Source organism: Azospira oryzae (assembly GCF_004217225.1).
GTDB lineage: Bacteria > Pseudomonadota > Gammaproteobacteria > Burkholderiales > Rhodocyclaceae > Azospira > Azospira oryzae.
The window spans coordinates 1,858,349-1,871,643 of record NZ_SHKM01000001.1 but is presented as its reverse complement, the minus strand read 5'-3'; the positions used below and the strand labels follow the sequence as shown (position 1 = coordinate 1,871,643).

Annotated in this window: 11 protein-coding genes and 1 other RNA gene; all 12 read left to right on the top strand. The window is 67.7% G+C overall.

All coding sequences use genetic code 11. The features are described from left to right. Positions 1-2 precede the first annotated feature (2 nt). The 12 genes from rnpB (at position 3) to murC (ending at position 13,276) form a co-directional block, all read left to right on the top strand. Positions 3-439, top strand: an RNA gene (gene rnpB, locus EV678_RS08570) — RNase P RNA component class A. Between the two features lie 398 nt (positions 440-837). Next, positions 838-1,287 carry a division/cell wall cluster transcriptional repressor MraZ gene (gene mraZ, locus EV678_RS08565; RefSeq protein WP_014235368.1) on the top strand — a complete coding sequence of 150 codons (450 nt, stop codon included), beginning with the start codon at positions 838-840 and terminating at the stop codon, positions 1,285-1,287. Beyond that, positions 1,284-2,243, top strand: coding sequence for a 16S rRNA (cytosine(1402)-N(4))-methyltransferase RsmH (gene rsmH / locus EV678_RS08560; protein ID WP_130459179.1), 960 nt, complete (start codon positions 1,284-1,286; stop codon positions 2,241-2,243). The genes mraZ and rsmH overlap by 4 nt, the downstream gene beginning before the upstream one ends. A gap of 1 nt (position 2,244) precedes the next feature. Beyond that, a complete protein-coding gene (gene ftsL, locus EV678_RS08555; protein ID WP_014235366.1) occupies positions 2,245-2,514 on the top strand; it encodes a cell division protein FtsL in 270 nt (89 codons plus the stop codon). 1 nt (position 2,515) lies between these two features. After that, positions 2,516-4,249, top strand: a complete 1,734-nt coding sequence (locus tag EV678_RS08550) for a peptidoglycan D,D-transpeptidase FtsI family protein (protein ID WP_130459178.1) — start codon at positions 2,516-2,518, stop codon at positions 4,247-4,249. After that, a complete protein-coding gene (locus tag EV678_RS08545; protein ID WP_207222216.1) occupies positions 4,246-5,751 on the top strand; it encodes a UDP-N-acetylmuramoyl-L-alanyl-D-glutamate--2,6-diaminopimelate ligase in 1,506 nt (501 codons plus the stop codon). The genes EV678_RS08550 and EV678_RS08545 overlap by 4 nt, the downstream gene beginning before the upstream one ends. Further along, positions 5,748-7,157: a UDP-N-acetylmuramoyl-tripeptide--D-alanyl-D-alanine ligase gene (locus tag EV678_RS08540; RefSeq protein WP_130459177.1), complete on the top strand. Its 1,410-nt coding sequence runs from the start codon at positions 5,748-5,750 to the stop codon at positions 7,155-7,157. Before EV678_RS08545 ends, EV678_RS08540 begins: the two co-directional genes overlap by 4 nt. Next, a complete protein-coding gene (gene mraY, locus EV678_RS08535) occupies positions 7,157-8,260 on the top strand; it encodes a phospho-N-acetylmuramoyl-pentapeptide-transferase (RefSeq protein WP_014235362.1) in 1,104 nt (367 codons plus the stop codon). The genes EV678_RS08540 and mraY overlap by 1 nt, the downstream gene beginning before the upstream one ends. Before the next feature lie 30 nt (positions 8,261-8,290). Beyond that, a complete protein-coding gene (gene murD / locus EV678_RS08530) occupies positions 8,291-9,649 on the top strand; it encodes a UDP-N-acetylmuramoyl-L-alanine--D-glutamate ligase (RefSeq protein ID WP_130459176.1) in 1,359 nt (452 codons plus the stop codon). After that, positions 9,646-10,812 (top strand): putative lipid II flippase FtsW, encoded by a 1,167-nt coding sequence (gene ftsW, locus EV678_RS08525; RefSeq protein WP_130459175.1) that lies wholly within the window; start codon positions 9,646-9,648, stop codon positions 10,810-10,812. Before murD ends, ftsW begins: the two co-directional genes overlap by 4 nt. Beyond that, the gene (gene murG, locus EV678_RS08520) at positions 10,809-11,876 is read left to right on the top strand and encodes an undecaprenyldiphospho-muramoylpentapeptide beta-N-acetylglucosaminyltransferase (RefSeq protein WP_130459174.1); all 1,068 of its coding nucleotides are present in this window, start codon (positions 10,809-10,811) and stop codon (positions 11,874-11,876) included. Before ftsW ends, murG begins: the two co-directional genes overlap by 4 nt. Continuing rightward, on the top strand, positions 11,873-13,276 hold the full coding sequence (murC, locus tag EV678_RS08515; protein ID WP_130459173.1) for a UDP-N-acetylmuramate--L-alanine ligase: 1,404 nt from the start codon (positions 11,873-11,875) through the stop codon (positions 13,274-13,276). Before murG ends, murC begins: the two co-directional genes overlap by 4 nt. The last annotated feature ends 19 nt before the right edge of the window (positions 13,277-13,295 follow it).

Genomic DNA, 13,295 nt, shown 5'->3' with positions numbered 1-13,295 from the left:
GTGAAGCTGGCCAGGCAGCCGCTGGGTATTCGTACCGAGAGGAAAGTCCGGGCTCCATAGAGCGGGATGCTGGCTAACGGCCAGGCGCTATAAGCCGCAAGGCGAAGGCGACGGAAAGTGCAACAGAGAGCAGACCGCCGATGGCTCCGGTGCAAACCGGGGATCAGGCAAGGGTGAAACGGTGGCCGGACCTCAGGTCCGGACGGGCCGGCGCAAGCCGGTTCGGGGTAAGAGCCCACCGCGGCTGTGGCGACACAGACGGCACGGTAAACCCCATCCGGAGCAAGGCCAAATAGGGGAGCATCAGGCGTGGCTCGCGCTGCTCCCGGGTAGGCTGCTTGAGCGCCGTGGTAACACGGCGCCTAGAGGAATGGCTGCCAGGCGGCGGAGGTTCGCCTCCAACGCCCAACAGAACCCGGCTTATCGGCCAGCTTCACATCCCTTCCCGTATTTCCCAGACCCCCGCCCGTGGCCGGGGCCGGCAGGCGTTCGCCCGTCGTTTTTTCAGCTTGTCCCCATCCTTCTTTCTTGCGCTCGTCGTTTTGCCTGTCACTCCGATGGCATGGGATGCCCGGAGGGCGGATTGCGCCCTTCAACTCCTAATAAAGTACTTTCAGTTTGATTTGTATCAATATTGATTTTTAAGGAAATTTTTTCTGTAAAATTTTGTCAGAAAGCGCTGTAAGCCCTTGTCGCAAAAGAAAAAAATGCCATTTCCCCATTGACGCTAAGGTTTGAGTGCACTAAAGTGGTGAAACGTGGTGTTCGGTGGTGAATTGTGGAGTGAGCGAAATCCTCCCGCCTGCCGAAGGACCTCGGGGGAAACCAGGGGAAGTCATGTTTCAAGGGGCGGATACGCTGAGTCTGGATGCGAAGGGGCGGCTGGCTGTGCCAGCACGTCACCGGCCCGAACTCGCCCTCAATTCCGCCGGCCGCCTGGTGGTCAATTACCACCCCCACGGTTGCCTCAAGGTCTATCCCGAGTCGGTATGGCAGCCCATCGCCGACAAGCTGTCCAAGATCGCCACCATGAATCCCGCCACCGCCGCGGTGCGCCGGGTGATCCTGGGGACCGCTTCCGTCCAGGAAGCCGACTCCACCGGACGTCTTCTTCTCCCTCCCGCCCTGCGTTCCCTGGCCAAGCTGGACAAACAGGTGATGCTGGTGGGCATGGGGGACCACTTTGAAATCTGGAGCGAGGACTCCTGGGCCAAGCAGAACGAGCTGGCCCTGGCGGCGCTCCAGGATCCTGAGGCTCTCGCCAGTTTCGAGGGCATTGTTCTGTGACCACCGAACGTAGTACCCACGTCACCGTGCTCCTGCAGGAAGCGGTGACGGCCCTCCGCGTTGACCCGTGGGGCGTCTATGTGGACGGCACTTTCGGCCGCGGCGGGCACAGCCGGCTGATCCTCGAGTCCCTCGGGCCCGAGGGGCGGCTGGTGGCTTTCGATCGGGATCCCCGGGCCATCGCGGCCGGGGCGGCGATCCAGGACAAGCGTTTTTCGCTGCATCACACCCCTTTCAGCGAGATGGGGGAGGTGTTGCAGCAACAGGGAATCGGGCTGGTGGACGGGGTGCTCCTGGATATCGGAGTGTCTTCGCCCCAGATCGATGAGGGAGAGCGGGGCTTCAGCTTCAGATTCGATGCCCCTCTCGACATGCGCATGGACACCACCCGGGGCGAAACCGCCGCGGAATGGCTGGCCCGCGCCGATGAGACGGAAATTGCGGAGGTTATAAGGGACTATGGGGAAGAACGGTTTGCTAAGCAGATTGCAAAGAAGATTGTGGCTGCTCGGTCCGAGCGGCCTGTTGCAACCACAAGGCAGCTTGCCGCGCTCGTCGCTGAAGCCGTGCGGACCCGCGAGCCCGGTCAGGACCCGGCGACGCGAAGCTTTCAAGCTATACGGATTCATATCAATCAAGAGCTCCAGGAGCTCTCGCTAGCCCTCTCCCAGGCCCTGGCGCTGCTCAAGCCCGGCGGCCGACTGGCGGTGATTTCCTTCCATTCCCTGGAGGATCGCATCGTCAAGAATTTCCTGCGTGACCAAGCCGAGCCTGCCAGTCACCTGCCCAAGGGCCTGCCCCTGCGCGCCGACCAGTTGCCCCAGCCGACCCTGGTGCTGATGGGCAAGGCGGTGCGGGCCTCCCGGGAGGAAGTGGCGGCCAATCCCCGTTCCCGCAGCGCCATCATGCGCGTGGCGGAACGCACCGCAGTGCCCCTGAGCCGGAAGGTGGCCTGAGATGCTGCGCCTCAACCTGTTCCTGCTGCTGGCGGCCATGATCTGCGCCCTGGGCGTGGTCACCTCCCAGCACAAGGCGCGCAAGCTGTTCCAGGAACTGGAAGGGGAGCAGGAGCGGGCCCGCAGCCTGGACGTGGAATGGGGCCAGCTGCAGCTGGAACTGTCCACCTGGGCCACCCATCCCCGCATCGAGAAAATCGCCCGGGACAAGCTGCACATGCATGCGCCGGAGCCGGCGAAGGTGATCAACGTGCCTGCAGGAGGCCGCTGAGATGGCCCGGGCCCGCAGCCACCGCTACACCGAAAGCCCGGTGCTCCAGCTGGCTTTCCCCGCCTGGCGCTCCCGCCTCGCCGCCCTCGCCTTGCTCGGGGGCTTTGCCGTTCTGGCCGGCCGTTCCTTCTATCTGCAGGTGATCAACAACGATTTCCTCCAGGAAAAGGGCGAGTCCCGCTATCGCCGGGAGCTGGAAATCTCCGCCTCCCGGGGCCGCATCACCGACCGCAACGGCGACGTGCTGGCCGTGTCCACCCCCATGCGCTCCATCTGGGCCATCCCGGCGGACGTCAAGCTGACCCCGGAGCAGTCCCAGAACCTGGCCAAGATGCTGGAAATGGATGGCCGCGAGCTGAACCGCCGCCTGGCCGAGGACAAGAATTTCGTCTACCTGAAGCGGCAGATCCCGCCGGACACCGGGGAGCGCATCGCCGCCCTGAAGCTGCCGGGCATCCACCAGAACAAGGAATACCGCCGCTACTACCCCTCCGGCGACATGACCGCCCACATCGTCGGCTTCACCGGCGTGGACGACAAGGGCCTGGAGGGCGTCGAGCTGGCCTTCCAGGACCAGCTGCTGGGCCGCCCCGGTTTCCGCAGCGTGATCAAGGACCGCCGCGGCCAGATCGTCGAGGACGTGGGCTCGGTGAAGCCGCCCCAGGACGGCAAGGACATCACCCTGGCCCTGGATTCCAAGATCCAGTATCTGGCTTTCTCCCAGCTGAAGCAGGCGGTGGACGACAACGACGCCAAGGCCGGCGGCGCCGTGGTGGTGGACGCCCGCAGCGGCGAAATCCTGGCCCTGGCCAACTGGCCCACCTACAACCCCAACAACCGGGCCAACCTGTCCGGCGCCCAGCTGCGCAACCGCGCCGTCACCGACACCTACGAACCCGGTTCCACCATGAAGCCCTTCTCGGCGGCCCTGGCCCTGGAGAAGGGCAAGTTCCGTTTCGATTCGGTCATCAACACCGCCCCGGGCAAGCTGACCATCGGCACCGCCACCATTTCCGACTCCCACGCCCATGGCCTGCTGACCCTGGCCCAGGTGATCCAGAAATCCTCCAACGTGGGCATCGCCAAGGTGGCAGGCACCTTCCCGCCCGAGGAAATGTGGACCATGTTCGACAACCTGGGCTTCGGCCAGGCGCCCAAGCTCGGCTTCCCCGGCGAAGTGGGCGGCCGCCTGCGGCCGTGGAAGACCTGGCGCCCCATCGAACAGGCCACCATGAGCTACGGCCATGGCATTTCCGTTTCCCTGATGCAGATGGTGCGGGCCTACACCGTGTTCGCCCGGGACGGGGAGCTGATTCCCCTGACCCTGCTCAAGGGCGACGGCAATCCGGTGAAGGGCGAGCGGGTGTTCTCGCCCCAGACCGTGCGCGAGGTCCGGGCCATGCTGGAAATGGCGGTGCAGCCCGGCGGCACCGCGCCCAAGGCCCAGATCCCCGGCTACCGGGTGGCAGGCAAGACCGGTACCGCCCACAAGCTGGAAGGCGGCGTCTACGCCCGCAAGTACGTGGCCTCTTTTGTCGGCCTGGCCCCGGCCAGCGACCCCCGCCTGATCGTCGCCGTGATGATCGACGAGCCTTCCAGCGGCAAGCACTTCGGCGGCGACGTGGCCGGTCCCACCTTTGCCAACATCATGAGCGGCGCCCTGCGCACCCTGGGTGTGCCCCAGGATGCGGCCCTGCAGGTGGCCGGCTCCAACGCCGGCAAGGAGGCCCTGTGAGCGGCGCCATCGTGGCCCAGGCCCTTCTCGACCAGCTGCGCGCCCAGGGCGTCGCCGTCACCCGGCTGGAGAACGACAGCCGCCGGGTGCAGCCCGGCGACGTCTTCGTTGCCTATCCCGGCCATGCCGCCGACGGCCGCAGCTTCATCCCCGCCGCCCTGGAGAAGGGCGCTGCCGGCGTCTTCTGGGAAGCCCGGGATTTTGCCTGGAATCCCGCCTGGGCCGCCGTGCCCCAGCTGGGCGTGGACAACCTGCAGTCCTTTGCCGGCCATCTGGCCAACCTGGTCTATGGCCGGCCTTCGGAGCAGCTGGCCCTGGTGGGCGTCACCGGCACCAACGGCAAGACCACCTGCAGCCAGTGGATCGCCCAGGCCCTGGGCGGCGCCGGCCGCCCCTGCGCCGTCATCGGCACCCTCGGCAACGGCTTTCCCGACGCCCTGGGCGAAGCCGCCAACACCACGCCCGACGCCCTGGCCCTGCACCGCCTGCTGGCCGAGTACAAGGCTGCCGGCGCCGTCGCCTGCGCCATGGAAGTCTCTTCCATCGGCCTCGACCAGGGCCGCTGCCACGGTACCCGCTTCTCCATCGCCGTGTTCACCAACCTGACCCGGGACCACCTGGACTACCACGGCACCATGGCCGCCTACGGCGCCGCCAAGGAGCGGCTCTTCGCCTGGCCCGAGCTGAACGAGGCGGTGATCAACCTGGACGATCCCTTCGGCCGGGAGCTGTTGGCCCAGACCACCGCCAGCCTGCGCATCGGCTACACCCTGGAAGGCCGCCAGGCGCCCGAGGCCGACTGGCTGCTGTCTGCCGAAAACCTGCGCCATGGCGCCGAAGGCCTGGCCTTCACCCTGATCGCCCCCCAGGGCCGGGTGGAGGTGGAAACCGGCCTGGTGGGCCGCTACAACGTGGCCAACCTGCTGGCCGTGGCCGGCGCCCTGCTGGCCCTGGGCCTGCCCCTGGAAACGGTGGGCCAGCGCCTGTGCCGCCTGACCCCGCCCGCCGGCCGCATGCAGCGTTTTGGCGGCAAGGGCCTGCCCCTGGTGGTGGTGGATTACGCCCACTCCCCCGATGCCCTGGAAAACGCCCTGACCGCCCTGCGGGAAGTGGCCCAGGCCCGGGGCGGCCGCCTGCACTGTGTCTTCGGCTGCGGCGGCGACCGGGACAAGGGCAAGCGCCCCCTCATGGGCAGCGTCGCCGCCCGCCTGGCCGATGAAGTGCTGCTGACCAGCGACAACCCGCGCAGCGAAGATCCTCTGGCGATCCTGGCCGAGATCCGCGCCGGAGCGCCGGAGGCGGCGCTGGAGGCGGAGCGGGAGGTGGCTGTAGCCCACGCCGTGCTGCGGGCGGACGTGGCCGACGTGGTGCTGGTGGCCGGCAAGGGCCACGAGCCTTATCAGGAAATCATGGGTGCCGCCGGCCTGGTGCGGCGCCCCTATTCGGACATCGAGGCCGTGGCGCGGGCCCTGCAACAGCGCGCCGGGAGCATGGCAGCATGATGGATCTATTCGAAGTGGCCCGGGCCACCAACGGCACCGCCTACGGCAGCAACGTGCTGTTCGGCGGCGTTTCCACCGACAGCCGCAGCGTCGGCCGCGGTGAGCTGTTCGTCGCCCTGCGCGGCGAGCGTTTCGACGGCCACGAATACCTGGCCCAGGCCAGCGAGCGGGGCGCCTGCGCCGCCGTGGTGGCCGTGGATACGGTGGAACAGCTGCAGGGCAAGGTCAGCCTGCCCCTGGTGGCGGTGGCCGACACCCGCCTCGCCCTGGGCGCCCTGGCCGGCTACTGGCGGGCCAAGTTCTCCCTGCCCCTGATCGCCGTCACCGGTTCCAACGGCAAGACCAGCACCAAGGAAATGATCGCTTCCATCCTCCAGGCCCAGGCCGTGCTGGATGGCTACGATCCGGCCATGGTGGTTCTGGCGACCCAGGGCAACTTCAACAACGACATCGGCCTGCCCCTGACCCTGCTCAAGCTGCGCACCACCCACCGTTTCGGCGTTATCGAGATGGGCATGAACCACCCGGGCGAGATCGGCTACCTGACCCGCCTGGCCCAGCCCACCGTGGCCCTGGTGACCAACGCCCAGCGCGCCCACCTGGAAGGCATGGGCGACCTGCAGCAGGTGGCCGAGGAAAAGGCCACCATCTATGCCGGCCTGAAGCCCGGTGGCGTCGCCCTGGTCAGCGCCGACGACGCCTTCGCCGCTTACTGGAAGGGTGTGAACGAGCGTCGCCGTGTCGTCACCTTCGGCCTGGACAAGCCCGCCGACGTGGGCGGCAAGGTGCAGCTGCACGGCCTGGAAACCCGCATCGACCTGACCTCGCCCAAGGGCAATGCCGCCATCCGCCTGCGGGTGCCCGGCCTGCACAACGCCCGCAACGCCGTGGCCGCCGCCGCCGCCGCCCTGGCCGGCGGTATTTCCCTGGCGGCCGTGGTCGGCGGGCTGGAGTCCTTCCGTGGCGTCAAGGGCCGCCTGCAGCAGAAGCCGGCCGCCGCCGGCGCCGTCATCCTGGACGACACCTACAACGCCAATCCGGATTCGGTGCGGGCCGGCATCGACGTGCTGGCCGCCACCGTGGGCCGCAAGATTCTGGTGCTGGGCGACATGGGCGAGATCGGCGCCATGAGCGGCCAGTATCACGACGAAATCGGCGGCTACGCCAAGTCCCAGGGCGTGGACCAGCTCCACTGCCTGGGCGAGGCCGCGGCCCAGGCGGCGCGCAATTTCGGCGCCGGCGGCCACCACTACAAGAACCTCGAGGCCCTGGTGCAGGCGGTGCAGGCCGAACTGACCGGCGATACCACCGTGCTGGTGAAAGGCTCCCGCTTCATGAAGATGGAGCGGGTGGTGGACGCCCTGACGGCGCCGGCCGCCAACCAAAATTCCAAGGAGAACAGCTGATGCTGCTGCTGATCGCCCAATGGCTGGGCCAGGATATCCGGGCCTTCAACGTCTTCAACTACATCACCCTGCGCATGGTGCTGGCCGCCATGACCTCCCTGCTCATCTCCTTTGTCGCCGGTCCCGGCGTCATCCGCTGGCTGGCGGCGAAGAAGATCGGTCAGGCGGTGCGCACCGACGGCCCCCAGACCCATCTGGTGAAGACCGGCACCCCCACCATGGGCGGCGTCCTCATCCTCATCGCCATCGGCATCACCACCCTGCTCTGGGGCGACCTCTCCAACCGCTACGTCTGGGTGGTGCTGGTGGTGACCCTGGGCTTCGGCGCCGTGGGCTGGTACGACGACTGGAAGAAGGTGGTGTACCGGGACCCCAACGGCCTGGCTTCCCGCTGGAAGTTCTTCTGGCAGTCCGTCTTCGGCCTGGCCGCCGCCGTCTATCTGGGGCTTTCCGCCACCGGCCCGGCCCAGACCGAAGTGATCATTCCCTTCTTCAAGGCCTTCTCCTATCCCCTGGGTGTGATCGGCTTCATCACCCTGACCTACTTCGTCATCGTCGGCACCTCCAACGCGGTGAACCTCACCGACGGCCTGGACGGCCTGGCCATCATGCCCACCGTCATGGTGGCGGCGGCCCTGGCGGTGTTCGCCTATGTCGCCGGCCACGCCGGCTACGCCAAGTACCTGTTCCTGCCCTATGTGCCGGGTGCCGGCGAGCTGGCCGTGTTCCTCGGCGCCCTGTGCGGCGCCGGCCTGGGCTTCCTGTGGTTCAACGCCTATCCGGCCGAGGTGTTCATGGGCGACGTGGGCGCCCTGGCCCTGGGCGCAGCCCTGGGCACCGTGGCGGTGATCGTGCGCCAGGAAATCGTGCTGCTGATCATGGGCGGCGTCTTCGTCGTCGAAACCCTGTCGGTGATGCTGCAGGTGAGCTGGTTCAAATACACCAAGAAACGCTACGGCGAGGGGCGACGCATCCTGCTGATGGCGCCCCTGCATCACCACTTCGAACAGAAGGGCTGGAAGGAAACCCAGGTGGTGGTCCGCTTCTGGATCATCACCATCATGCTGGTGCTGTTCGGCCTCTCCACTCTGAAGCTGCGTTGAAACTGCGTTAAGCGAAGGCAATAGAACGAAATGAACGTCCAAGGCAAACAGGCGGTGGTAGTGGGACTCGGCGAGTCCGGCCTGGCCATGGCCAAATGGCTGGCCCGGGAAGGCGCGCGGGTGCGCGTCGCCGACAGCCGTGCCCTGCCGCCCAATGCGGACGCCTTCCGCAGCGCCGTGCCGTCTGCGGAGCTTGTCACCGGCCCGTTCCAGGCTGGTACCTTCTCCGGGGCAGATTTCATCGCCATCTCCCCGGGGGTGCCGGTGGAGCAGGTGAGCGCCGTGGCCGGCGCCGCGCCCCTGGTTTCCGAAATCGAACTCTTTGCCTGGGCCCTGGGCCGCTACAGCCCCGCCGCCAAGGTCATCGCCATCACCGGCAGCAACGGCAAGACCACCACCACGGCCCTTACCGGCGCCCTCGGTGCCGCCGCCGGCCTTAAAACCCGGGTTGCCGGCAACATATCCCCCGCCGCCCTGGACGCCCTGATGGACGCCCTCGACGGCAACGACCTGCCGCAGCTGTGGGTGCTGGAACTGTCCAGCTTCCAGCTGGAAACCACCCACAGCCTCAACGCCGACGCCGCCACCGTGCTCAACGTCTCGGAAGACCACCTGGACCGCTACGCCGGCTCCATGGACCGCTACACCGAGGCCAAGGCCCGCATCTTCCAGGGCAAGGGCGCCATGATCCTCAACCGGGACGACGACCGCAGCCTGGGCCTGGGCCGCTGCGGCCGCAATTTCGTCACCTTCGGCCTGGACCAGCCGGGCCGGGCTATGGATTACGGTATTGCCGACGGCTGCTTGATGCGCGGCAACGACAAGCTGCTGGCCCTGGCCGAGATGCAGCTGACCGGCCTGCACAACGCCGCCAATGCCATGGCCGCCCTGGCCCTGCTGGAGGCGGTGGGCGTCGCTCCCGCCGCCATGCTGCCCGCCCTCAAGGCCTTCAAGGGCCTGCCCCACCGGGTGGAACACGTGGCCCGCATCGGCGCCGTCGATTACTACGACGACTCCAAGGGCACCAATGTGGGCGCCACCCTGGCCGCCATCGAGGGCCTGGGCCGGCCCCTGGCCATCGTCCTCGGCGGCGACGGCAAGGGTCAGGACTTCTCGCCCCTCAAGGCCGCCCTGCAGCAGCACGGCCGTGCCGTGGCCCTGATCGGCAAGGACGGCCCGGCCATCGGCCAGGCCATCGCCGGCTGCGGCCTGCCCACCGAGTCCTTCGCCGACATGGCCGCCGCCGTCGCCTGGCTGGCCGCCCAGGCCAAGGCCGGCGACGCAGTGCTGCTGTCCCCGGCCTGCGCCAGCCTGGACATGTACAAGAACTACGCCCACCGCGCCCAGGCCTTCATCGACGCGGTGCAGCAGCTGGAGGGCCGGGCATGAGCATGGTCCAGGCTCTCAATCAGCCGCGCCAGGAGCCCACGGAAGTGGACATGCTCCTGCTCTGGTCCGTCCTCGGCCTGCTGGCCCTGGGGCTGGTGATGGTCTATTCCTCCTCCATCGCCACCGCCGAGGGCAGCAAGGCCTTCGGCTACCAGCCGGCCTATTTCCTCATCCGCCACGGCGTATTCCTCTGCGTTGCCATGGTGGCTGCTGCCGTGGCCTTCCAGGTGCCGGTCAAGGTGTGGCAGGAACTGGCGCCCTGGCTGTTCCTGGCCGGTGCCGTGCTGCTGGCCGTGGTGCTGATCCCGGGCATCGGCCGGGACGTGAACGGCGCCCGCCGCTGGCTGCCCCTGGGCTTCGCCAACTTGCAGCCGTCCGAGCTGATGAAGCTGTTCGCCGTGCTCTACGCCGCCGACTACACGGTGCGCAAGATGCCCCACATGCACGACCTGAAGAAGGCCTTCCTGCCCATGGCCGGCGCCATGGTGGTGATCGGCGGCCTGCTGCTGAAGGAGCCGGACTTCGGCGCCTTCGTCGTCATCATCAGCATCGCCATCGGCATCCTCTTCCTCGGCGGCATGCGGGCCCGGCTCTTCGCCGTGCTGTTTGTGGTGCTGCTGGCCGCCTTCGCCATCCTCATCATCGTCTCCCCCTACCGGCGCGACCGTCTCTTCGGCTTCATGGACCCCTGGTCCGACGCCTTCGGCAAGGGCTACCAGCTGTCCCACGCCCTGATTGCCTTCGGCCGCGGCGAGCTGTTCGGCGTCGGCCTCGGCGGCAGCGTGGAAAAACTGTTCTACCTGCCCGAAGCCCACACCGACTTCCTCCTCGCTGTCATCGCCGAGGAACTGGGCTTCGTCGGCGTCCTGGTGGTGGTGGGCCTGTTCGCCCTGCTGGTGCAGCGGGCCTTTGCCATCGGCCGCCAGGCGGTGGCCCTGGAGCGCCTCTACCCGGCCCTGGTGGCCATGGGCATCGGCATCTGGATGGGGGTGCAGTCCTTCATCAACATGGGAGTGAACATGGGCCTGCTGCCCACCAAGGGCCTGACCCTGCCCCTGATGAGCTTCGGCGGCTCCGGCGTCGTGGCCAACTGCGTGGCCCTGGCCATCCTGCTGCGGGTGGACTGGGAGAATCGACAACTGATGCGGGGAGGCAAGGTATGAGCCAGAAGACCCTGCTGGTCATGGCCGGCGGCACCGGTGGCCACATCTTCCCCGCCCTGGCGGTGGCCGACTACATGCACGAGGCCGGCTGGAACGTGGTGTGGATGGGCAATCCGGCGGGCATGGAAGCCCGGCTGGTGCCCCAGCGCGGCTTCCCCCTGGTGCCGGTGAAGTTCGGCGCCCTGCGCGGCAAGGGCCTGCTGCGCAAGCTGCTGCTGCCCCTCAATCTGCTGCGGGGCTTCTGGCAGGCCTTCCGCGCCATCCGCGTGGTCAAGCCCGACGTGGTGCTGGGCATGGGCGGCTACATCACCTTCCCCGGCGGCATGATGGCCGTCCTGCTGGGCAAGCCCCTGGTGGTGCATGAACAGAATTCCGTCGCCGGCCTGGCCAACAAGGTCCTGGCCGGCGTCGCCGACCGGGTGGTCACCGGCTTCCCCGACGTGATGAAGAACGGGGAGTGGGTGGGCAACCCGGTGCGTCCGGAAATCGCCGCCCTGGGCGATCCCCTGAAGCGCTACGAAGGCCGGGAAGGCAACCTGCACCTGCTGGTGGTGGGCGGCAGCCTGGGCGCCCAGGCCCTCAACGACACGGTACCCAAGGCCCTGGCCCTGTTCGACGAGGCCGAGCGGCCCCAGGTGGTGCACCAGGCCGGAGAGAAGATGATCGACGCCCTCAAGGCCGGCTACGACGCCGCCGGCGTCGCCGCCCACTGCGTGCCTTTCATCGACGACATGGCCGGCGCCTACGAATGGGCCGATCTGGTGATCTGCCGCGCCGGCGCCCTCACCGTGGCCGAGTTGGCCGCCGCCGGCGTGCCGGCCATCCTGGTGCCCTATCCCCATGCGGTGGACGACCACCAGACCGGCAATGCCGAATTCCTGACCCAGGTGGGGGGCGCCATCCTCCTGTCCCAGAACGAACTGACGCCGGAGCGCCTGGCGCTCCTCAAGGAAATGCCCCGCAGCCAGCTGGCCCAGATGGGCGAGAAGGCGCGGGAGCTGGCCAAGCCCAATGCCACGGCCATGGTGGCCAAGGCATGCATGGAAGCTGCGAGCAAAGAATGAAACACAAGATCAAACATCTGCATTTCGTCGGCATCGGCGGCTCGGGCATGAGCGGCATCGCCGAGGTCATGCTCAATCTTGGCTACCAGGTGTCCGGCTCCGACCTGGGCGAGAACGCCGCCACGGCCCGCCTCACCGCCCAGGGCGCCACGGTCATCAAGGGCCACGATGCGGCCAATATCGCCGGTGCCGATGCCGTGGTGGTCTCCACCGCCGTCAAGGCCGACAACCCGGAAGTGGTGGCGGCCCGGGAGGCCCACATCCCGGTGGTGCCCCGGGCCCAGATGCTGGCCGAGCTGATGCGCCTGAAGCAGGGTATCGCCGTCGCCGGCACCCACGGCAAGACCACCACCACCAGCCTGGTGGCCTCCATCCTGGCGGAAGGCGGCCTGGACCCCACCTTCGTCATCGGCGGTCGTCTCAATGCGGCCGGCGCCAATGCCCGCCTGGGCTCCGGCGATTTCCTGGTGGCCGAGGCGGACGAATCCGATGCCTCCTTCCTGCTGCTGTCCCCGGTGATTTCCATCGTCACCAACATCGACGCCGACCACATGGAAACCTACGGCCACGACTTCGGCCGGCTCAAGGGCGCCTTCGTCGATTTCCTCAACCGCCTGCCCTTCTACGGCGTGGCGGTGCTGTGCGTGGATGACCCCAATGTGCGGGAGATCCTGCCCCAGGTGCCCAAGCAGGTGATCCGCTACGGCCTGGACCCGGCCACCTGCAACGTCTACGCCGAGAACATCGTCGAGGCCGGCGGCCAGATGAAGTTCGACGCGGTGCGGGTCAATGGCAGCACCACCCGCCTGTCCATCACCCTCAACCTGCCGGGCCGCCACTACGTGCTCAACGCCCTGGCCGCCATTGCCGTGGCCACCGAGGTGGGCGTGGCTGACGAAGCCATCGTCACCGCCCTGGCCGAATTCAAGGGCGTCGGCCGGCGCTTCCAGCGTTACGGCGAAGTGGCCTGCCCGACCGGCGGCAGCTTCACCCTGGTGGACGACTACGGCCACCATCCGGTGGAAATGGCCGCCACCCTGGCCGCCGCTCGCGGCGCCTTCCCCGGGCGCCGCCTGGTGCTGGCCTTCCAGCCCCACCGCTACAGCCGCACCCGGGACTGCTTCGAAGATTTCGTGAAAGTGCTGTCCACCGTGGACACCCTGCTCCTGGCCGACGTCTATGCGGCCGGCGAGCAACCCATCGTCGCCGCCGACGGCCGGGCCCTGGCCCGGGCCCTGCGGGTGGGCGGCAAGGTGGAGCCGGTGTTCGTGGAGGACATCGCCGCCATGCAGCAGACCATTCTGGATTGCGTCCGGGACGGCGATGTGGTGCTGACCATGGGTGCCGGTTCCATCGGCGGCATCCCGGCCAAATTAGCCGCCCAGCCGGCGGCCAAGTAAGTGAGTGTGTGAGAAAGCA